General features: G+C 72.0%; 18 protein-coding genes. 14 read left to right on the top strand and 4 right to left on the bottom strand.

The genetic code is table 11. The features are described 5' to 3' along the window. The first annotated feature begins 338 nt into the window (after positions 1–338). From ABZ464_RS46325 to ABZ464_RS46305, 5 genes are all read left to right on the top strand, one after another. Positions 339–1,034, top strand: coding sequence for a TerB family tellurite resistance protein (locus tag ABZ464_RS46325; RefSeq protein ID WP_359287978.1), 696 nt, complete (start codon positions 339–341; stop codon positions 1,032–1,034). A 156-nt stretch (positions 1,035–1,190) separates the two neighbouring features. Beyond that, a complete protein-coding gene (locus ABZ464_RS46320; protein ID WP_359287977.1) occupies positions 1,191–3,251 on the top strand; it encodes an MMPL family transporter in 2,061 nt (686 codons plus the stop codon). Between the two features lie 14 nt (positions 3,252–3,265). Beyond that, entirely contained in the window at positions 3,266–4,381 is a 1,116-nt protein-coding gene (locus tag ABZ464_RS46315; RefSeq protein WP_359287976.1) for a sensor histidine kinase, read from the top strand. After that, a complete protein-coding gene (locus ABZ464_RS46310) occupies positions 4,378–5,049 on the top strand; it encodes a response regulator transcription factor (protein WP_359287975.1) in 672 nt (223 codons plus the stop codon). The genes ABZ464_RS46315 and ABZ464_RS46310 overlap by 4 nt, the downstream gene beginning before the upstream one ends. A 23-nt stretch (positions 5,050–5,072) precedes the next feature. After that, complete coding sequence (locus ABZ464_RS46305; protein WP_359287974.1) at positions 5,073–6,299, top strand: sialidase family protein; 1,227 nt, start codon at positions 5,073–5,075, stop codon at positions 6,297–6,299. A gap of 7 nt (positions 6,300–6,306) precedes the next feature. Here ABZ464_RS46305 and ABZ464_RS46300 read toward each other — a convergent pair whose 3' ends face one another. Together ABZ464_RS46300 and ABZ464_RS46295 are read right to left on the bottom strand one after the other, a co-directional pair. Then, positions 6,307–7,224: a hypothetical protein gene (locus ABZ464_RS46300; protein ID WP_359287973.1), complete on the bottom strand. Its 918-nt coding sequence runs from the start codon at positions 7,222–7,224 to the stop codon at positions 6,307–6,309. Then, positions 7,221–7,754 carry a SigE family RNA polymerase sigma factor gene (locus tag ABZ464_RS46295; RefSeq protein WP_359287972.1) on the bottom strand — a complete coding sequence of 178 codons (534 nt, stop codon included), beginning with the start codon at positions 7,752–7,754 and terminating at the stop codon, positions 7,221–7,223. Before ABZ464_RS46295 ends, ABZ464_RS46300 begins: the two co-directional genes overlap by 4 nt. A gap of 194 nt (positions 7,755–7,948) precedes the next feature. On the opposite strand from ABZ464_RS46295, the gene ABZ464_RS46290 reads away from it, so the two are divergent. Continuing rightward, positions 7,949–8,350 (top strand): protein-tyrosine phosphatase family protein, encoded by a 402-nt coding sequence (locus ABZ464_RS46290; protein WP_359287983.1) that lies wholly within the window; start codon positions 7,949–7,951, stop codon positions 8,348–8,350. Here the strand turns inward: ABZ464_RS46290 and ABZ464_RS46285 are convergent. Beyond that, positions 8,331–8,792 carry an N-acetyltransferase gene (locus ABZ464_RS46285; protein WP_359287971.1) on the bottom strand — a complete coding sequence of 154 codons (462 nt, stop codon included), beginning with the start codon at positions 8,790–8,792 and terminating at the stop codon, positions 8,331–8,333. The genes ABZ464_RS46290 and ABZ464_RS46285 overlap by 20 nt on opposite strands. Positions 8,793–9,006: 214 nt before the next feature. On the opposite strand from ABZ464_RS46285, the gene ABZ464_RS46280 reads away from it, so the two are divergent. Genes ABZ464_RS46280 through ABZ464_RS46255 form a run of 6 tightly spaced genes read left to right on the top strand, consistent with a single transcriptional unit; the run spans position 9,007 to position 15,549 of the window. Continuing rightward, positions 9,007–9,780: an SCO2525 family SAM-dependent methyltransferase gene (locus tag ABZ464_RS46280; protein ID WP_359287970.1), complete on the top strand. Its 774-nt coding sequence runs from the start codon at positions 9,007–9,009 to the stop codon at positions 9,778–9,780. A gap of 50 nt (positions 9,781–9,830) precedes the next feature. Continuing rightward, entirely contained in the window at positions 9,831–11,693 is a 1,863-nt protein-coding gene (locus ABZ464_RS46275; RefSeq protein ID WP_359287969.1) for an SCO2524 family protein, read from the top strand. A 3-nt stretch (positions 11,694–11,696) separates the two neighbouring features. After that, on the top strand, positions 11,697–12,617 hold the full coding sequence (locus ABZ464_RS46270; protein WP_359287968.1) for an SCO2523 family variant P-loop protein: 921 nt from the start codon (positions 11,697–11,699) through the stop codon (positions 12,615–12,617). Further along, positions 12,614–13,600: an SCO2522 family protein gene (locus ABZ464_RS46265; protein ID WP_359287967.1), complete on the top strand. Its 987-nt coding sequence runs from the start codon at positions 12,614–12,616 to the stop codon at positions 13,598–13,600. Before ABZ464_RS46270 ends, ABZ464_RS46265 begins: the two co-directional genes overlap by 4 nt. After that, positions 13,600–14,568 carry an SCO2521 family protein gene (locus ABZ464_RS46260; RefSeq protein WP_359287966.1) on the top strand — a complete coding sequence of 323 codons (969 nt, stop codon included), beginning with the start codon at positions 13,600–13,602 and terminating at the stop codon, positions 14,566–14,568. The genes ABZ464_RS46265 and ABZ464_RS46260 overlap by 1 nt, the downstream gene beginning before the upstream one ends. A 30-nt stretch (positions 14,569–14,598) precedes the next feature. Continuing rightward, positions 14,599–15,549, top strand: coding sequence for a DUF6879 family protein (locus ABZ464_RS46255; RefSeq protein ID WP_359287965.1), 951 nt, complete (start codon positions 14,599–14,601; stop codon positions 15,547–15,549). A gap of 4 nt (positions 15,550–15,553) precedes the next feature. Here ABZ464_RS46255 and ABZ464_RS46250 read toward each other — a convergent pair whose 3' ends face one another. Continuing rightward, positions 15,554–16,810 (bottom strand): MFS transporter, encoded by a 1,257-nt coding sequence (locus tag ABZ464_RS46250; protein ID WP_359287982.1) that lies wholly within the window; start codon positions 16,808–16,810, stop codon positions 15,554–15,556. 61 nt (positions 16,811–16,871) lie between these two features. On the opposite strand from ABZ464_RS46250, the gene recO reads away from it, so the two are divergent. Together recO and ABZ464_RS46240 are read left to right on the top strand one after the other, a co-directional pair. Then, positions 16,872–17,621, top strand: coding sequence for a DNA repair protein RecO (gene recO / locus ABZ464_RS46245; protein WP_359287964.1), 750 nt, complete (start codon positions 16,872–16,874; stop codon positions 17,619–17,621). A 26-nt stretch (positions 17,622–17,647) separates the two neighbouring features. Then, positions 17,648–18,487 carry an isoprenyl transferase gene (locus tag ABZ464_RS46240; protein WP_359287963.1) on the top strand — a complete coding sequence of 280 codons (840 nt, stop codon included), beginning with the start codon at positions 17,648–17,650 and terminating at the stop codon, positions 18,485–18,487. Positions 18,488–18,493: the final 6 nt, after the last annotated feature.

The following is an 18,493-nucleotide window of genomic DNA, read 5'->3' as shown; positions in this document are numbered from 1 at the left end:
GCGTGCAGCTGCAAGGCGGAGGAGGGCGTCGACGCGATGGGGGTCCCCCCGCTCGAGCGCAGCCGAGAGTGGGGGAGTCGGCAACCGACGACAACGCCGCAGATGCGCGTGTCAGGCGCCGCACGGCAGGCGGCACCTCTGACGCCAGGTCCAAGCAGCCTGACCGGCTCGTTCGGGGCCTTGACCGTCGTATACGGCGATCAAGGCCCCGTCGGTTATCGGCCACCGGGCCGTGGAGGTCACGGAAAGGTCTCGTCCTGGGTGCTGACTAGCCCTCCTCCGTGTGGCTAACATCACGCAGACGTGGCGATGTTGCCACGGGGTTACGGAGGTGCGACGTGCTGCCAGAACGGGGACGAGACGGCCAGGTCACCAGGCTTGCCCGCATCCTGGGCACCCGCACCGCGTGGACACCCGTCGGGGACGGCGAGTTCTTCTGCCCCGGCTGCGGCGGCGACCGCAACTACCAGCGGCTCACCGGCCGGCGCCGGTTCACCCTCCTCGGCATGCCCGTCCTCTCCCGCGGCGAGACCGGCCCGGTCGTCGAGTGCGCGGCCTGCCAGTGCCAGTACGGCACCGACGTCCTCGACCACCCCACCACCACCCGCTTCTCCGCGATGCTCCGCGACGCCGTCCACACCGTGGCCCTCGCCGTCCTCTCCGCGGGCGGCACCTGCGCCCGCCCCTCCCTGGACACGGCCGCGGACGCGGTCCGCGCGGCCGGCTTCGCCGACTGCACCCGCGAACAGCTCGCCGCCCTCGTCGACGCCCTCGCCGCCGACACCGGCCGCACCTACGGCGAACCCTGCGGCGCCGGACTCGCCATAGAGCTCCACGAGGCCCTCGACCCCCTCGCCCCCCACCTCGCCCCCACCGGCCGCGAATCGATCCTCCTCCAGGGCGCCCGCATCGCCCTCGCGGACGGCCCCTACACGCCCGCCGAACGCGAGGTCCTCGCCACGGTGGGCGCGGCCCTGACGATCGACGCGGACGAGGTGACCCGGCTGCTGGCGGCGGCGGGCACGCCCTCCTGACAGCCGCCCTCCCGATACTCCCCAGGGAGTAACGCGGCCCCCGGGCCACCCGCCGCAGTACCCCCGAACTCGCCCTCACGCGCGACGATCCGGCCCTCCCGTGCCGGAAGTCTGGAGAACGCATCCAGACAACCGTGCCGAAGGGAGGGCCCGTTCATGGGGGCCGGGAAGAGGAGGAGCGTCCCCTGGGGGATGCTCGCACTGTGGGTGGTCGTGCTGGCGTTCGTGTCGCCGTTCGCCGCCGAACTCGCCGAGGTGCAGCACGACCGGATCACCGACTACCTGCCCGCGAGCGCCGACTCGACGAAGGTGGCGAAGATCCAGGAGCGGTTGCCGGGGGGCGGGGTCACCGAGCTGGTGCTCGTGTACCACCGGGACGGCGGGCTGACCGCCGCCGACCGGGCCACGGCAGGGGAGCAGGTCGCGCGCGTCGCGGGGGAGCACGCGCTGACCGGGGAGCCGGAAGGGATCCCGTCCGCCGACGGGACCACGCTGATGTACCCCGTCGCCAGCACCGAACCGGGCACCGACGAGGACCGGCGGGACGCGTTCGTGAACGACGTCCGAGAGGCCGTCCACGGCACCGACGGCCTGAGCGCCGAGGTCGGCGGGCCCGGTGCGCTGGCCACCGACGCCTCGGAGGTCTACGACTCCCTCGGCGGACCGCTGCTCTACACCACCGTCGCCGTCGTCGCGATCCTGCTGATCCTGATCTACCGCAGCCCGGTGCTGTGGCTGGTCCCGCTGGTCGTCGCCGGGATCGCCGACTACCTCTCGATGGGCGTCGCCTACGGACTCCACCAGGCCTTCGGCACCACGGTCTCCGGCCAGAGCTCGGGCATCATGACCATCCTCGTCTTCGGCGCCGGCACGGACTACGCGCTGCTGCTCGTCTCCCGCTACCGGGAGGAACTGCGGCGCGTCGAGCGGCCGTACGACGCCATGCGGGCCGCGCTGCGCGGCTGCGGGCCCGCCGTCCTCGCCTCCTCCGGGACCGTCGCCGCCGGACTGCTGTGCCTGCTCACCGCCGACCTCAACTCCAACCGGGACATGGGCCCCCTGGGCACGGTCGGCGTGCTGTGCGCCCTCGTCGCCATGCTCACCCTGCTGCCCGCGCTGCTCGTCCTCCTGGGCCGCCGGGTGTTCTGGCCGCTGATCCCGGCGTACGGCTCCACGCCCAGGGCCCGCCGGTCGCTGTTCGCCGCGATGGGCACCTCCGCCGGCCGGCGCCCGCTGACCGTGCTGCTCGGCGGCGCCGCCCTGCTCGGCGCGCTCGCCCTCGGCACGCTGAACCTCCCCGGCACCGTCAAGCAGCAGGACGCCTTCGTCGACCGGCCCCCGTCGGTCACCGCGATGGAGACCCTGGCCGCCGCGTTCCCCGAGTCCTCCGCCCAGCCCGTCGACGTCATCACCCCGGCCGCCCGCGCCGACGCCACCCTCGCGGCGATCCGGGGCGTCGAAGGCGTCGACAGCGCGCGCAAGGGCCGTACCGGAGCGGGCTGGACGGAGATCTCCGTGCTCGCCGCCGCGCCCCCGCAGTCGGCGGCCGAGACCGCGACCATCGAGCGGCTGCGGGACCGGCTGGCGGACTCCTACGTCGGCGGGCCCAGCGCCCAGCAGCTCGACCTCAAGGACACCAACGCCCGGGACCGGCTGGTCGTCGTGCCGATCGTGCTGCTGTCGGTGCTGCTGATCCTCGTCGCGCTGCTGCGGTCGCTCGTCGCGCCGCTGATCCTCACCGCCGCCGTGGTCGCGGTGTGGGGCGCGGCGCTCGGCATCGGCGGGCTGGTGTTCGGGCCGCTGTTCGGCTTCGCGGGCACGGACCCCGGGCTCGGTCTGCTGTCCTTCGTGTTCCTGGTGGCCCTCGGCGTCGACTACGGCATCTTCCTGATGCACCGGATGCGCGAGGAGTCGCTGGGCGGCGCCGAACCGGCCGCCGCCGCGCTCACCGCGCTGCGCAGCACCGGCGGGGTCATCGCCTCGGCGGGGCTCGTCCTCGCCGCGACCTTCGCCGTCCTGACGAACATGGGGCTCGTGCAACTCGTCGAGCTGGGCTTCGTGATCGCCGTCGGGGTGCTCCTCGACACCTTCCTGGTGCGGACCTATCTGGTGACCAGCGCGAGCGTGGCGCTGGGCCGCAAGGTGTGGTGGCCGGGGCCGCTGTCCCGCGCTCCGCGGCGGGAAGCGGAATCCGCGCCCGAACGCCAGTACGTCTGAGAGAGGATGGGGTCATGGGGGAGGCCGTGCGGTACCGGCACGCGGACGTGTGGATCGCCGCGGCCTCCGCCACCGTGGCCGTCGTCCTCGCGCTCTTCGTCGAGGACGGCCGCCGCCCGGACGCGGTCGGCTGGACCCTGCTGCTCGCCGCGCAGGTCCCGCTCCTCGTGCGGCGCCGGTACCCGATGGCGGTCCTGGTCGCGGTCGTCGCCTGCGTCGCGCCGTACCACGCGCTCGACTACATGCACAGCGCCGCCGTCCCGGCCGGCATGATCGCCCTCTACTCCGTCGCCGTGTCGGGCAGCGCCCGCCGCACCGCGCTCACCGGGGTCGTCGTCGTGGGCGGCACCCTCACGGTGAACGCCCTCGTCAGCCCCAGCCAGGTCGTGGACATCCTGCGCATCTCCGGCTGGATCGTCGACGTCCTGCTGTTCGGCGGCTGGATCCGCGTCCACCGCGAGCGCGCCGAACGCGCCGAACGCACCCGCGACGAGGAGGCCCGCCGCCGCGTCGCCGAGGAACGGCTGCGCATCGCCCGCGATCTGCACGACCTGCTCGCGCACAGCATCACCCTCATCGGCGTGCGGACCTCCGTCGCCGCCCACGTCCTGGCCGCCGACCCAGACCGCCTCGACCGGGCGGCCGTCGCCAAGGCCCTCGACGACATCGCCGACACCTGCCGCACCGCGCGCGGCGAGATCCGTACGACGCTGGAGGTGCTGCGCGAGGACGACGACGCCCGGGGCCCGCTCCCCGGGCTGCACGGACTGCCCGACCTGGCCGAGTCGGCCCGTGCGGCGGGCGCCCGGGTGGAACTGACGGTGGGCGCAGCCGACGTCCGGCCCGCCGTCGGCGCGGCGGCCTACCGGATCGTCCAGGAGGGACTGACCAACGCGGTACGGCACGGCGGACGCGCGGACCTGACCGTGGCGGTGCGGGTGTACGAGGAGCAGGGCGCCCTGAGGGTGACGGTCACCGACGACGGGGCCGGCGCCGGCGACACCGCCCCGGGGTTCGGGCTCGTCGGCATGCGGGAGCGGGCCCGCAGCGTCGGCGGCACGCTGGCGGCCGGGCCGAGGGACGGGGAGGGCTTCGAGGTGAGCGCCGTACTGCCGGTGGAGGAGCGGTGAGCGGGCCGGTCAGGGTACTGCTCGCCGACGACCAGACCCTGGTCCGGGCCGCGTTCGCGATGCTCGTCGAGTCGGCCCCGGACATGGCCGTGGTGGGGGAGGCGGGCAGCGGCCGGGAAGCCGTGGCGCTGGCCCGGGACACCCGGCCCGACCTGGTCGTGATGGACATCCGGATGCCCGACCTCGACGGCATCGAGGCCACCCGGCTGATCGCCGCCGACGCGGAGCTGGCCGCGGTCCGGATCCTCGTGCTGACCACCTACGACACCGACGAGAACATCGTGGAGGCCCTGCGCGCGGGCGCCTCCGGGTTCCTGGTGAAGGACACCCGGCCCGCCGAACTCCTCGACGCCATCCGCACGGTCGCGGCCGGCGAGGCGCTGCTGTCACCGGGGCCCACGGCCCGGCTGATCGCCCGCTTCCTGCGCGGCCCGGCCCTGCCCGCGCCCACCGGTGGGCCCGAACAGCTGTCCGGACGGGAGCGCGAGGTGCTCGCCCTGGTCGGGCGGGGCCTGACCAACACCGAGATCGGCGACGCGCTCGGACTGAGCCCGCTCACCGCGAAGACCCACGTCAGCCGGATCATGGGGAAGCTGGGGGCGCGGGACCGGGCGCAACTCGTGGTCGTGGCGTACGAGTCGGGGATGGTGACGCCGGGGACGATGTGAGCAGTCCGTCCAAGGGAGCCGCGATGACCCTGCTGAGCCGTACCCTCCTCGCCACCGCCGTGTTCCTGACCCCCTTCGCCGCCGCCGGCCCGGCCGCCGCGAACCCCGGCCGCTGCGCCTCCTCCGTGCCGTACGTCTCCGGACAGGGCGGCTACGCCTCCTACCGCATCCCCGCCGCCGTCACCACCCGGCGCGGCACCCTGCTGGCCTTCGCCGAGGGGCGCCGGGACGGGCCCGGGGACACCGGGGACATCGACATCGTGCTGCGCCGCTCCACCGACGGCGGCTGCACCTGGGGCCCGCTGACCGTGGTGGCCGCAGGGGACGGCGACACCCGGGGCAACCCGGCGCCGGTCGTCGACCCGCGCACCGGGACCGTGGTCCTCGTCAGCTGCGCCAACCCGGGCACGGCGACCGAGGCGGAGATCATGCGCGGGGAGGCGCCGGGCCGCCGGGTGTACGTGCAGCACAGCTCCGACGACGGCCGCCGCTTCACCCCGCCGCGGGACATCACCGACGAGGTCCGGCTGCCGTCCTGGCGCTGGTACGCCACCGGCCCCGGCCACGCCCTCGCCCTCACCCGGGGCCCGCACCGGGGCCGGCTGGTCGTCCCCGCCAACCACTCCGCCGCCCCGCCCGCCGGCTCCGCCGACACCGGCCGGGAGGCCCGCTACTACGGCGGCCACGCCCTGCTCAGCGACGACGGCGGCCGCAGCTGGCGGCTCGGGTTCGTCGACGCCGACCATGACGGCACGGTCAACGCCAACGAGAGCACGGCCGCCCAACTGCCCGACGGCCGTGTCTACTTCAACGCCCGTGACCAGGGCGGCCGGGCGCCCGGCAACCGGGTGGACGCCGTCTCCGAGGACGGCGGCGAGACCCTGCTCCACCCCTACGCCCCGCAGCCCACCCTGGACACCCCCGTCGTCCAGGGCAGCACCCTCCAACTCCGAGGACCCGGAGCCCCGTTGCTGTTCTCCGCCCCCTCCGACCCCACCGCCCGCCGCGCCCCCGCCATCTGGCTCGGCACGGACGCCGGTTCGTCCTTCACCCGGGCGGTGACCCTCTCCGAGCTGCCCGCCGCCTACTCCGACCTGGTGCCGGTGGACGCGGAGACGGTGGGCCTGCTGTACGAGACGGGGACGGCGGGGCCGTACGAGACGATCGAGTTCCGCAGACTGGACGCCTCCGGCCTCCAGGCCGTGTCCGCAAAGTCCCTCCCCCAGAGGGGGCACCCCCACTCGACCTAGCGGGGCGCTAGGGCAGGGTGCGGTCGTACGTCTTGTCGGTGTCGGAGTCGTAGACCAGCTTGCCGGCGGCGTCGTAGCCCATGATCCGCGGGGCCTGGGTGACCTGCTCGTTCAGGGTTCCGTACGCGATGTACCAGCCGTGGTCCAGGACGGCCGGGTCGGCGGTGCTGTCGCCGTAGGTGACGGTGACCTTGGCGACCGAGGCGTCGACATAGCCGATGGCGGCCCAGCGGAACGGCAGCTTCCATTTCCCCTTGTCGATGATCGACTGCATGTACAGGTCGGCGCCGTTGGGGTCGGGCACGACCGGGCCCGCGTCCGGCGCCGCGGCGTCGCGGGAGCTGACGTTGATACCGTCGGCCTTGCCGTCCTTGACGTTGCAGATCACCCGGGACCCGGTCGGCTCGTCCCGCACGGCGACGACGTGGAAGCCGTCGCCGGGGGCGTTGGAGTCGCCGGTGCTCTTCGCGGCGAGGATGATCCGGTAGCCCGACGCCTTGCCCGGCATGCCGGTGAGCGACGAGACCTGCTCGGCGTCCAGGCACTTCTGCAGCCCGTCGGCGGCCTGGGCGAAGGTGATGCCGTCGAGCAGCTGTGCGTCGCTCGCGGGCCGCGCGGGTCCCGCGGCCGTCGCCTTCGGGGACGCCGCCGGGCTGTGCGGGGTGCTGACCGAGGTCATGGGGCTCGCCGTGTCCGCGCCGCCGTCCCCGCTCCCGCCGGCCCAGGCGTACGCCCCCACCGGCACCACGGTCAGCGCCACCAGTGCCGCTCCGACCGCCGCCACTCGCCGCCGTCGCTCTGCCATTCCACGCCTCCTGATCGCTGGATACGGGGCCGGTGCGGGGCGGACGATGTCGGCGTCCCGCACCAGCAGCTCCCGCAACTGCTCCTCGAAAACCTCGTCGATGTGCCGCTCGCCGCTCACCGGCTGCCTCCCTGGCCCTGCCCGGAGACGGCGCGGCTGGGGGCCAGTCCCGGATACGTACGCAATTTCGCCAGCCCCTTGGAGGCCTGGCTCTTGACCGTGCCGGGCGAGCAGCCGAGCACCTCGGCGACCTCCGCCTCGGACAGGTCCTCCCAGTACCGGAGCACCACCACCGCCCGCTGCTTCTTGGGCAGTTGGGCCAGCCCGGCCATCAGGGAGCCCCGCTCCTCCACCTGCCCCGTGGCCTCGTCCCGCCCCGCCCGCTCAGGCGGCGCCGCGGTCAGCGCCTCGGTGACCCGCCGCTTGCGGAACCGGTCGCTGTTGCAGCTGACCAGCATCCGCCGGACGTACGCCTCCGGATTGTCGGTGCGCGAGATCCGCCGCCACGAGCGGTACGCCTTCGCCAGCGCGGTCTGTGTCAGATCCTCCGCGTGGTGGACGTCCCCCGTGAGCAGATACGCGGTCCGCACCAGCCGGGACCACCGCGCTCTGACGAACTCCTGGAACCGATCCTCTAGTTCGGCCTGCATCAAGCACCCTCCTCGCCCTCCAGACCACCGGCTGGGGGGAATCGGTTGCCCGGATGGGCGGGTGGGGTTCGAATGAAGGGATGGACGGTACAGGGCGTGCGGGGAGAGGGCAGGCGGACGAGCCGCGGGGAGTCGGGCCGGGGATCGGGAGCGGCGCCCCCGGGTGGCAGACGGGGGAGCCCGGGGTGCTGGTGTTGCCCTCCGGGCGGGCCGTGCGGGGGCGGGGATTGCGGCGAGGGCTCGATCCGGCGGCGTCCCTGCCGTCGTACGGGCTCTATCTGCTCGGCGAGGAGCCGCCTCGGACGCCCTGGGAGGCGCGCTGGGTGCGCTGGCCCGACTTCCGGCTGCCCGCGGACCCCGCCGACGCCCGCGCCGCCTTCGCCGAGGCGTGGCGGCGGGCGGCAGGTGAGAGGGTCGAGGTCGCCTGCGGCGGCGGACGCGGGCGGACCGGGACGGCGCTGGCCTGTCTGGCGGTGCTGGACGGCGTACCGGCCGACCAGGCCGTGGAGTTCGTGCGCCGGCACTACGACCGGCACGCGGTGGAGACGCCGTGGCAGCGGCGTTTCGTACGGCGGTTCAGAGGGTCAGCGACATGAGCAGCCGGTCCTCGCCGGGACCGAAGTAGTCCTTGCGGGGGCCGCCGGGGTCCGGGACGAAGCCCAGGGAGAGGTAGAGGGCGACGGCCGTCTCGTTGCCGGGTTCCACGGAGAGCCAGACGGAGTGGGTGCCCTGGGCGCGCAGATGGCTGAGGATGCCCGTCATGAGCTGCCGGCCCAGGCCCTGTCCGCGCAGGGCGGGGGCGATGGCGAGGCTGAGGACCCAGCTCTGCGCCTCGTGCGGAGGGCTGGCGAGCACATAGCCGTGCAACTCGCTGCCCTCCTCCACGAGGAGCAGGAAGTCGGGAAAGGCGGTGAGGAGTTGGCGCAGCACGAAGAACGGGTAGGGACCATGTGGGAAGGCCTGTTCGTCGAGGCGCGCGAGGTGCGGCAGATCGGCCTCGGTCGCCCTTCGGATCCGTAACCGCGCCTTTCCGGGCACCTGGCCCAACGCCGGACCGACTGCCGGACCGACTGCCGGACCGGTGGCCGACCGGAAATGATCTCCGGGAAGTGGAGTCATGCCGTCCCCTTGTGAATGTCGACATATCGAATTGGGGCCTTGTGTGATTTCCGTACCTGATCTCCATCATTGGCCAGGTGTATCCACACCTTCAAGACCCCCGTGCCTTGGTAGACTTACGGTAAGGTGAACCATGACTTCTGGAACCACCGCCGATCCAAAACTGAATGCCGACGCACGCTGGGACGACTTCGACCCCGAGGCGTACATCGGCCGCAACTACCTCCACATGCAGGCGGTGGACAAGGAGATCGTCTCCCGGGTGCGGGACCACTTCAGTGATCATTTCCGGGGGAGCGGCAGAGTCCCCTCCGGTATTGACGTCGGCGCCGGTCCCAATCTCTATCCCGCTCTCGCCATGCTTCCCTGGTGCGACCGGATCACGCTCCTGGAGCGGTCCGTCCCCAATCTCGCCTACCTCGGCACCCAGGTCGCCGAGTACGCCCCCCACTGGGACCAGTTCTGGGACGTCCTGTGCGAGGACCCGGCCTATGCCGAACTCGACGTCACCCCGCGGGTCCGTTTCAAGGAAGCCGTCCAGCAGCCCGAGCCCGGCAGTCTCTTCGACCTCTGCGCCGACACCCGCCGCTGGGATCTCGGCACCATGTTCTTCGTCGCCGAATCCATCACCACCTCGCTCGACGAATTCCAGCGCGGGGTGGGCTGTTTCATGAGCGCCCTGAATCCGGGCGCGCCTTTCGCTTCCGCGTTCATGGAGCATTCCCGGGGATATCGCGTCGGTGAGGTGGATTTTCCGGCCACTCGTGAAATCGACGACGAAAAGGTCGAGAGCGCGCTCGCTCCTTTCGCCCAGGACATGAAGATGTACCACTTCGACGATCCGGGCCATCTCGTGCGCGACGGATACGAGGGAATGATCCTGGTCTGCGGTCGACGGAAAGAATGACCACGGGACAGCGGAATCCGTGAAGACCGGCCTGTGCGAGGGGAATGGGCATGCAGATCAAGCCGAGACAGAATCTGCTCGAGGTGTGGCAGGCCATCGCCCGCCATTCCTTCGACGACGGCGCCTGGGACTGGGGCGAATGGGGCGGCCTCAGCAGCGTCGCCGACGCCGAGCGGCTGCTCTGCCTTCTCTATCCGGCCACCGAGATCGAGCCGTTCCGTCTGGACGACCCCGACACCACCCAGCTCGACGTGGAACGGGCCCTGAAGAACGCGGGCGACTCCAGCCAGATCCCCGTGAACCTGGTCGAGATCCTCGGCGACTTCATGGAGCAGCACCGCGGCGAGGAGGGCCCCACCTTCTCGGGCGGCTACTACTTCGCCCCCGAGGACCCCGACCTGGAACTCTCCAAGGAACAGCGGCAGGTCGGCGTCGTCGACTCCTACTCCATGTCGATCACGCTGTGCCTGGCCACCCTCGGCTTCCTCAAGGTGTACCGCGGCAAGACCCTGCGCGCCTCCACCCTCACCCGCATCGACAAGCTCCGCGAGGAGACCAGCAACCGGCTCACCGCCGCCATGGTCAGCCTGCTGCGCTCCTTCACCGTCAACGTCGTCGACATCACCTCCGACCAGGGGCAGGCGCTCGCCCGCCTCCTCGGCCGCGGCCGGCTCTCCGACCGGCAGGTCCTCGCCCGCTTCCAGGACCGCTTCAAGTCGTTGCGCGCCCTCATCACCGAGAGCGTCACCCTCGGCCTCGACGGCGACGTCACCGACGAACTGCGCAACGAGAACCGCCTCTTCGAGTGCGGCTGGGCCTGGAGCCTGGTGAAGGGCGCCCCCGAGATCGAGGTCGAACCGGCCACCGCCCAGGGCATCGGCAAACAGCCCGAGGGCGTCGCCCGCGCCGTGCCCTACCTGTACTTCACCGTCGTCGCCCTCGACGGCATCCCCGACCTGTCCTCCGAGCGCACCCTCGTCCTCGGTCTGCTCACCCCCGAACAGCAGAAGCTCGCCGACGCGCTGCGGCTGCGCTGGGAGATCACCCAGCAGTACTGGTCCGCCATCGCCCGCTTCGACGACGCCACCTGGCCGCTGGAGGAGATCCCCTGGCGCACCACGCTCCAGCAGCTGGAGTCCGAGTACTTCTCCCTCTCCGTGGCCTCCATCCTCGTCCACGACCTGGTCCGCCGGCGCGCCACCGACGACGACCTCACCCGCACCGTCGCCGTGATGGAACGTCTCGCCGACCGCGGCCGCATCACCAGCCGCCCCACCCGTGAGGACCCGGCGGTCGGCCTGCACAACCCCGGCGTCACCCTGCCGCTGCTGGGCAGCGAGAGAATCGGCCCCGCCATGAAGTGGACCATGGGCGACTTCTCCGCACAGCTGCTCAAACGGACCCTGCAACTGTGCGCCCTGTCGAGGAACATCTCCTCCCAGGACCGGCTCCTGCGGCTCGCCGAGAACATCCTCGACCACCTCTGGGCCCGCCGCATCACCGACGGCCAGGGCGTCGGCCTCTGGGACAACGTGCACGCCGTGTACCCCGAATTCCCGGTCCGCGAAGGGCCGTTGTCCTGGAGCATCACCGAGCGCATCACCGAGTGCATGGTCGTCGCGCGCGGCCTCTACACCCAGAACCCGATCCGCAGCGCCGAGATGACCACCCTCGCCCAGGCCGCGATCAGCGAGGCCTCCCACCTCTTCGGCAAGGAGCAGCTGGAACAGCCCGCCCCCGCCCCGAGGAGCCCCCAGGCCGAACAGGTGCGGGCCATCGAGGCCGACCTGCGCCGCGCCCGGGAACTGCTCGACAAACAGCCCGGCACCTCCCACTCCCTGGCCCTCGGCGTCCTCGCCCGGCTCTACGAACTCGACCGTGCCCGGGGCGACTCCGGCCCCCGGGGGGTGTGATCCGTGCTGGTGTTCGCCGCCTCCGACAAGGGAGGCACGGGCCGCTCCGTGACGAGCGCCAACCTCGCCTACCACCTGGCCCTCGGCGGTGACGACGTCTGCTACCTGGACTTCGACTTCGGCTCCCCGACCGCCGCCGCCGTGTTCGACCTGCCCGACGTCCTCACCGAGGCCGAGGAACGCGGGCTGCACTCGTATCTCCAGGGCAAGACCGGCAAACCCCTGCGGGTCGACGTCTGGGCCCGCACCGAGCACCCCGACCTGCGCAGCAGGCCCGGCGGCTCCGGCCGGCTCGTCCTGCTGCCCGGCGACCGCACCGGCGGGGAATTCGTCACCGACGAGGAGAACCTCCACCGCTGCGTCGATCTGATCCTCGGTCTGAAACGCGAATTCGACGTCATCATCGTCGACCTGAGCGCCGGACGCAGTTATGCGATGGACCTCGCACTCGTCGCCACCTCACCCCGCGGCGGGCTCGGCCGGCTCAAAACGCGCTGGCTCGTCTATCACCGCTGGACCCGCCAGCATGTGATGGCCGCCGCCGAACTCGTGTACGGAAAACAGGGAATCGTGCAGGCCGGTATAGCCATGGGGCACCGGCCCGACGCGCTGAACGGCTCGACCCGCTTCGTCCGGGCCGCCGTACCCGATCTCGAGTCGCCCCTGTGGTCACAGGTGTCGCCCGCGCAGTACGCCTGGATGCGCAAGTGCGACAAGGAACTCGAACAACTCGCCGCGGGCCGCGGAATCGGCAAGACCCGGGTCCTGGCCTCCATTCCGCTGGAACCCGTCCTGCAATGGCAGGAACGCCTCATCACCGACGAGGACGTGCACGACCGCAGGATCGCCAACAACGAGACCTGGCAGGCCATGGGAGATCTCGCCCAACGGGTGACCGACGACAAGTTCTGGGGGGAGTTGTGAACCCGTCCGCGGCCGTCTTCCGGGAGACCAGCGCCGAACCGCGCACGGAATCCGTTCCGTTTTCCCATCTCTCCCTGGAATTAGGCCACTTGTACATGGAGGACTTCGTCGAGGGGCCTGCCCGGCTGCGCCGGCACTTCGCCGCCGTACGGCCCTGGGTGGACGCCGCCCGGGCCGGCCTCGGCCCGCTGAGCACCGGGCGGCGCCCCCGGATCAGCACCTGCTTCCTCATCGACGACTACTTCTCCCGGCTCTCCACCCCCGCCGAGCTGATCCCGCCCCTGCTCCAGGCCGCCGCCGACGCCGGGCTCACCATCGACTACCTCGCCCGCGAATCGGGCTGCGCCGTGGCCGACCCCGCCCACCGCGACCGGGCCGAACTCGCCGAGTCCGTCCTGCACCGGCTCGTGGAGTCGCCCCCGCCCGGCAGCAACGGCTTCCGCCCGCCCGTCAGCCGCACCGGCTGGCTCACCAACGGCCGCCGCGCCCCCGCCCGGCGCACCTCCGCCGCCCTCGACGCCACCGGCACCGTCTGGCAGCCGCCCAGCGAGACCGGCGCCCGCGGCCACTCCGTCTTCATGGACGTCGAACTCTGGAACGGCCCCGACGAGGACCGCACCTGGTCCTGCGCCTTCCTCGCCTCCGTCTGGCAGCTCGTCCGCCTCGGCCTGCTGCGCGACAACGGCCGCGCCGTCCTCACCCCCACCCCCTGGGAAGGCAAGGACTTCCCGGCCGAATGGGACGCCCTGCCCCCCGTCCTGCGCCTCAACCCCCAGGCCGCGCCCTTCACCGCGTACGTCACCTGCAGCGTGCTCCCCGCCCGCTTCCTGCCCGTCGAGCACGCCGTACGCGTCATCCTCGACCAGGTGCACGTCGAGGCCGAGGCGCTCCACCAGGTCGCCGAGCGGTCCGCCGCGGAGGGCTTCGCCGTGCCCGCGGGCGTGGTGGACCGCACCTCCTACGTGTTCCCGCCGGGGCTGTGATGGACGGCCTGGGCACCGCCTCGGGTCCCGTCCTCGTCTGCGGCGAGGTGCGCACCTGTCTGCTGCCCACCCGGGACGCGGTCGACGAGCGGGCCGCCGTGGAACTGCTGCGCCTGCGCGCCGACGAACGCGTACGGGTCTCCCGGCACCCCAACCGGCACGCCGTCTCCCCGGACGTCCTCACCGGCGTCGACTGCCGGCTGCCCACCGCCACCGGCGCCCGCAGCCGCGCCGTCGGGACGGTCACCGCGCGGGCGGCGCTCACCGAAGGCCGGGTCCTGCAGTCCACGGCGTACTTCTCCGCTCCCGCCGCCGGCCCCGACCGGCGCCAGCCCTGGGGCTACTACCTGGTCCGCCCCGGCACCCTGGTCCCGGTCGGCCGGCTGCCCGAGAAGTCCCTCACCGAAGGCTTTCTGACCGGTCAGCAGCCCGGCGAACTCGACGTCGGATCCGTCGCCGACAGCCTGCTGGCGAGGATCTCCCGGCAGCACCGGATCCTCGACCACGACACCCCGCTCACCACCGCCGACACCAGCCTGCGCTGGACGGCGGCAGCGGCGGCCGACGGCGGGGAGACCTCCCTGCGGTTCACCAAGGCCGAGGACGGGCTGCGGATCGTGGAACTGCGCCTGCCGCCCGGCACCGCGCCCACCGCCGCGGCCGAACTCTGCGAGGACCTCGCCCTGCACGACTGGCTGCTGACCACCGTCGCCGACAAACTCGACGGACTGCGGGTCGGCTCCGAGGACGGCCGGACCGTCCTGAAGGTGCTGCGCCCCCTCGTCGACCACCTGCTGCACCTGTGGATGCCCCAGGCCCGAGTCGACGGCGCCCTGCACACCGCCTGGCAGGAACTGGAGCGGACCCCGGGCTACAGCAGGCAGTGGAACGCCCTCGCCCAGCGCATCCGCGACCAGCTCGTCCTGCAGAACCTCGCCGTCCCACGACAAGCATTGCCCACAGCCTGACGCACGATCCCAACGGGGGGAGAAAGAGAGTTGAATGCACGGCATGTAACACAGAAACTCCTGGTCACGGTGGTGGTGGGCGGAGTCGTCTACCTCCTCACCAACGTGATCTCGTCCGACGACGACGGCCCCTGGCAGCTCGTGCTCTCCGTGCTGTGCGGCGGCATCGTGCTGATCGTGCAGTTCCTGGTGTCGTTCGTGAACCAGATGCACGCCGTGAAGGGCGCCGTCGACCAGCGCTTCGCCGACATAGGCAAGGCCACCAAGCTCTTCAACGAGGTGGAGAAACTCCGCGACGACGGCGTGCCCCGGCTCGCCGAGAACGCCACCAAGGTCGTCTCCAGCGGGCCCCGCATCCTGCACGACTTCGCGAACGAGGAGATCAACCGGCTCGCCGGAGTCATGGAGGACCTCACCAGCCTCAGCGCCGAGACGCCCGGCGAGAACCACGACTGGCTGATGACACTCACCCGGTGCACCCGGCTCAGCATCGACGCCATCAGCACCACCGTCGTCGACGACGGCTTCTGGTCCACCGAGCCCGCCAACCGCTATCTCACCGCACAGCACGAGGCGATCATCGAGCGGGGCATCACCGTCCGGCGCCTGTTCATCGTCAAGGAACGGAGTGAGCGCGCCGCGCTGGCCCCGATCTGCGAGGAACAGCGGGATCTGCGCATCCAGGTCCGCGTGGTGGCCCTGGACCAGCTGCAGGCCCACCACCGGCGCGGCAACATGATCGACTTCATCGTCTTCGACCAGGCCCTGTCCTACGAGATCCACCCCGACCAGCTGGGACTGAACTCCCGGACCGCCGTGAACGCCCGGCGCGAACTGGTCCAGCCGCTGGTCCGCCGGTTCGAGCAGCTCTGGGAGGCCGCCGAGGAACTCCAGCTGCCCATGAACAACCACCCCGGCCCGGACGGGCTGCGCTCACTGACCAACAGCGGCGGGGGAGGCGCCGGCCCGGACGGCGCCTGAGCCCTCAGGCCCCCGCCCTCTCCTGCGCCCCGCTCACCACGGCCGCCTCCTCGCCGTCCCGCACCGCGACCAGCAGCAGCGGCGTCGCCAGCATCAGCGCCCCCGCGGCGGCGAGGGCGGTGCGGGGGCCGACGAGGGCGGCGAGGGCACCCCACAGGGCGGTGAGGGTGGCGATGGACGCCTTGGTGCCGACCGACCAGGCCGACAGCGTACGGGCCACCCGGTCCGTCGGCGTCAGCTCCAGGCGGGTCGTGGCGAGCACCGGGTTGTAGATCGCCGAGCAGGTGATCAGCCCGAACTCCACGGCCATCACCAGCGCGAGGCCGCCCGCGCCCGGCCCGACGAAGGCCAGCCCGACCGGCCAGCAGGCGCGCAGCGTCCCCGACGCCAGCAACACCCGGCGCCGCCCGTACCGGGCGACCAGGCGCGGCGCCAGCCGGGAGCCGAGCAGTCCACCCGAGCAGGGCACGGCGAACGCGAGCGTGTACTGCCAGGGCGCGAAGTGCAGCGGGCCCAGCATCAGCACGGCCAGCAGCGGCGAACCGACCATGATCAGCCCGTTCACCAGCATCGTGTTCAGATACAGCGCCCGCAGTGTCCGATGGGCGAGCAGATGCCGCCAGCCGGCCAGCAGATCCCCGGCGGTCAGCCGCCCGGCGGGATGCCCCCGCACCGCCGCCGGCTCCGGCTCCCGCCCGCCGATCGCCCGCAGCCCGAACGCCGACAGCAGATAGCTGACCGCGTCCGCCGCCACCGTCACCACCGGCCCGAACAGTCCCATCACCGCGGCGCCGAGCGTCGGCCCGAGCATGGTCGCCGTCCACATCGTCGACTCGAACCGCCCGTTCGCGACGAGCAGGTCCTCCCGCGCCACCAGCCCCTTCAGAAAGGCGCCGCTCGCCGCCGTGAACGAGATGTCCGCCGCCGCGACGACCACCGACACGAGAAGCAGCTGCCCGAGCCCCAGCCCGCCGAGCGCCCACACGAGCGGCACGCTCAGCAGGGCCGCACACCGCACCAGGTCCGCCGTCACCATCACCGGCCGCTTGCGGCGGAACTCCACCCACGGCCCGAGCGGCACCGCGAGCACCGCCCCCACCGCGGGCCCCACCGCCGCCAGCGCCGCCACCTCGGACGGCCCGGCGTGCAGCTCCAGCACGGCGATCATCGGAAAGGCACTGAAAGCGAGCCACGTCCCGAACGTGCTCACCCCGTACGCAGCCCACAACCACCCGAAATCGCGCCCCAGCGCCCGCCGCACCACCGGGGGATCCTAACGACCCCGGCACACGGGTATCGCCGCGTAGGCGAGAATGGGCCGCATGAGCCTGTTCCGCGACGACGGCATCGTGCTGCGCACCCAGAAGCTGGGTGAGGCGGACCGCATCATCACGCTGCTGACGCGCGGGCACGGGCGGGTGCGGGCGGTCGCCCGGGGGGTCAGGCGCACCAAATCGAAGTTCGGCGCCCGCCTGGAACCCTTCTCCCACGTCGACGTGCAGTTCTTCGCCCGTGGAAGCGAACTGGTCGGACGCGGCCTGCCGCTGTGCACCCAGAGCGAGACCATCGCGCCGTACGGCGGCGGCATCGTGACCGACTACGCCCGCTACACCGCCGGTACGGCCATGCTGGAGACCGCCGAGCGGTTCACCGACCACGAGGGCGAACCGGCCGTCCAGCAGTACCTGCTGCTGGTGGGCGCGCTCAGGACCCTGGCCCGCGGCGAGCACGCCCCGCACCTCGTCCTCGACGCGTTCCTGCTGCGCTCCCTCGCCGTCAACGGCTACGCGCCCAGCTTCGACGCCTGCGCCAAGTGCGGAATGCCCGGCCCGAACCGGTTCTTCTCGGTCGCCTCGGGCGGCAGCGTCTGCGTCGACTGCCGGGTGCCCGGCAGCGTCGTACCGTCGCCGCAGACACTGGTACTCCTCGGTGCGCTGCTTACGGGAGACTGGGAGACGGCGGACACGGCGGAGGCCCGGTACGTCAGGGAGGGCAGCGGGCTGGTGTCCGCCTACCTGCACTGGCACCTGGAGCGCGGGCTGCGCTCGCTCAGGTATGTAGAGAAGAGCTAGAGGGACTAGAGGGAGACGAGAAGCACATGGTCGTACGCGGGTTCCTGGGGCGGCAGCGTCGGGAGTACAGGGCACCGGAACCGCACCCGTCCGGCGCCCGCGCGCCGAAGCTCCCCGGCGAGCTGGTCCCCGAGCACGTGGCGATCGTCATGGACGGCAACGGCCGCTGGGCCAAGGAGCGCGGACTGCCCCGCACCGAGGGCCACAAGGTCGGTGCCGAGCGCGTCCTCGACGTCCTCCAGGGCGGCGTGGAGATCGGTGTGCGGAACATCTCGCTGTACGCCTTCTCCACCGAGAACTGGAAGCGCTCGCCCGACGAGGTCCGCTTCCTGATGAACTTCAACCGCGACTTCATCCGCAAGACCCGCGACCAGCTCGACGCGCTCGGCATCCGGGTCCGCTGGGTGGGCCGGATGCCCCGGATGTGGAAGTCGGTCGCGAAGGAACTCCAGGTCGCCCAGGAACAGACCAAGGGCAACGACCGGCTCACGCTGTACTTCTGCATGAACTACGGCGGCCGGGCCGAGATCGCCGACGCCGCGAAGGCCCTCGCCGAGGACGTCAAGGCGGGCCGGCTCGACCCCTCCAAGGTCAACGAGAAGACGCTCCAGAAGTACATGTACTACCCGGACATGCCGGACGTGGACCTGTTCCTGCGCCCCAGCGGCGAGCAGCGCACCTCCAACTACCTGATCTGGCAGAGCGCGTACGCCGAGATGGTCTTCCAGGACGTGCTGTGGCCGGACTTCGACCGTCGTGACCTGTGGCGGGCGTGCGTGGAGTTCGCCTCCCGGGACCGCCGTTTCGGCGGCGCGATCCCGAATGAGGAACTCTTGGCCATGGAAGGCAGAACCGAAGACCAGTAGGTCACT

The sequence above is a fragment of the Streptomyces sp. NPDC005820 genome, from assembly GCF_040630255.1.
Classification (GTDB): domain Bacteria; phylum Actinomycetota; class Actinomycetes; order Streptomycetales; family Streptomycetaceae; genus Streptomyces.
The sequence above is the reverse complement of the archived record's forward strand: the minus strand, read 5'-3'. Positions and strand labels throughout refer to the sequence as shown.

What these genes read in the sequence shown, in the direction of transcription:
- ABZ464_RS46320 (WP_359287977.1), top strand. Translation starts at nt 1,191, where the DNA reads ATGGGGGCCGGGAAGAGGAGGAGCGTCCCCTGGGGGATGCTCGCACTG.
- ABZ464_RS46315 (WP_359287976.1), top strand. Translation starts at nt 3,266, where the DNA reads ATGGGGGAGGCCGTGCGGTACCGGCACGCGGACGTGTGGATCGCCGCG.
- ABZ464_RS46305 (WP_359287974.1), top strand. Translation starts at nt 5,073, where the DNA reads ATGACCCTGCTGAGCCGTACCCTCCTCGCCACCGCCGTGTTCCTGACC.
- ABZ464_RS46295 (WP_359287972.1), bottom strand. Translation starts at nt 7,754, where the DNA reads ATGCAGGCCGAACTAGAGGATCGGTTCCAGGAGTTCGTCAGAGCGCGG.
- ABZ464_RS46280 (WP_359287970.1), top strand. Translation starts at nt 9,007, where the DNA reads ATGACTTCTGGAACCACCGCCGATCCAAAACTGAATGCCGACGCACGC.
- ABZ464_RS46275 (WP_359287969.1), top strand. Translation starts at nt 9,831, where the DNA reads ATGCAGATCAAGCCGAGACAGAATCTGCTCGAGGTGTGGCAGGCCATC.
- ABZ464_RS46260 (WP_359287966.1), top strand. Translation starts at nt 13,600, where the DNA reads ATGGACGGCCTGGGCACCGCCTCGGGTCCCGTCCTCGTCTGCGGCGAG.
- recO (WP_359287964.1), top strand. Translation starts at nt 16,872, where the DNA reads ATGAGCCTGTTCCGCGACGACGGCATCGTGCTGCGCACCCAGAAGCTG.
- ABZ464_RS46240 (WP_359287963.1), top strand. Translation starts at nt 17,648, where the DNA reads ATGGTCGTACGCGGGTTCCTGGGGCGGCAGCGTCGGGAGTACAGGGCA.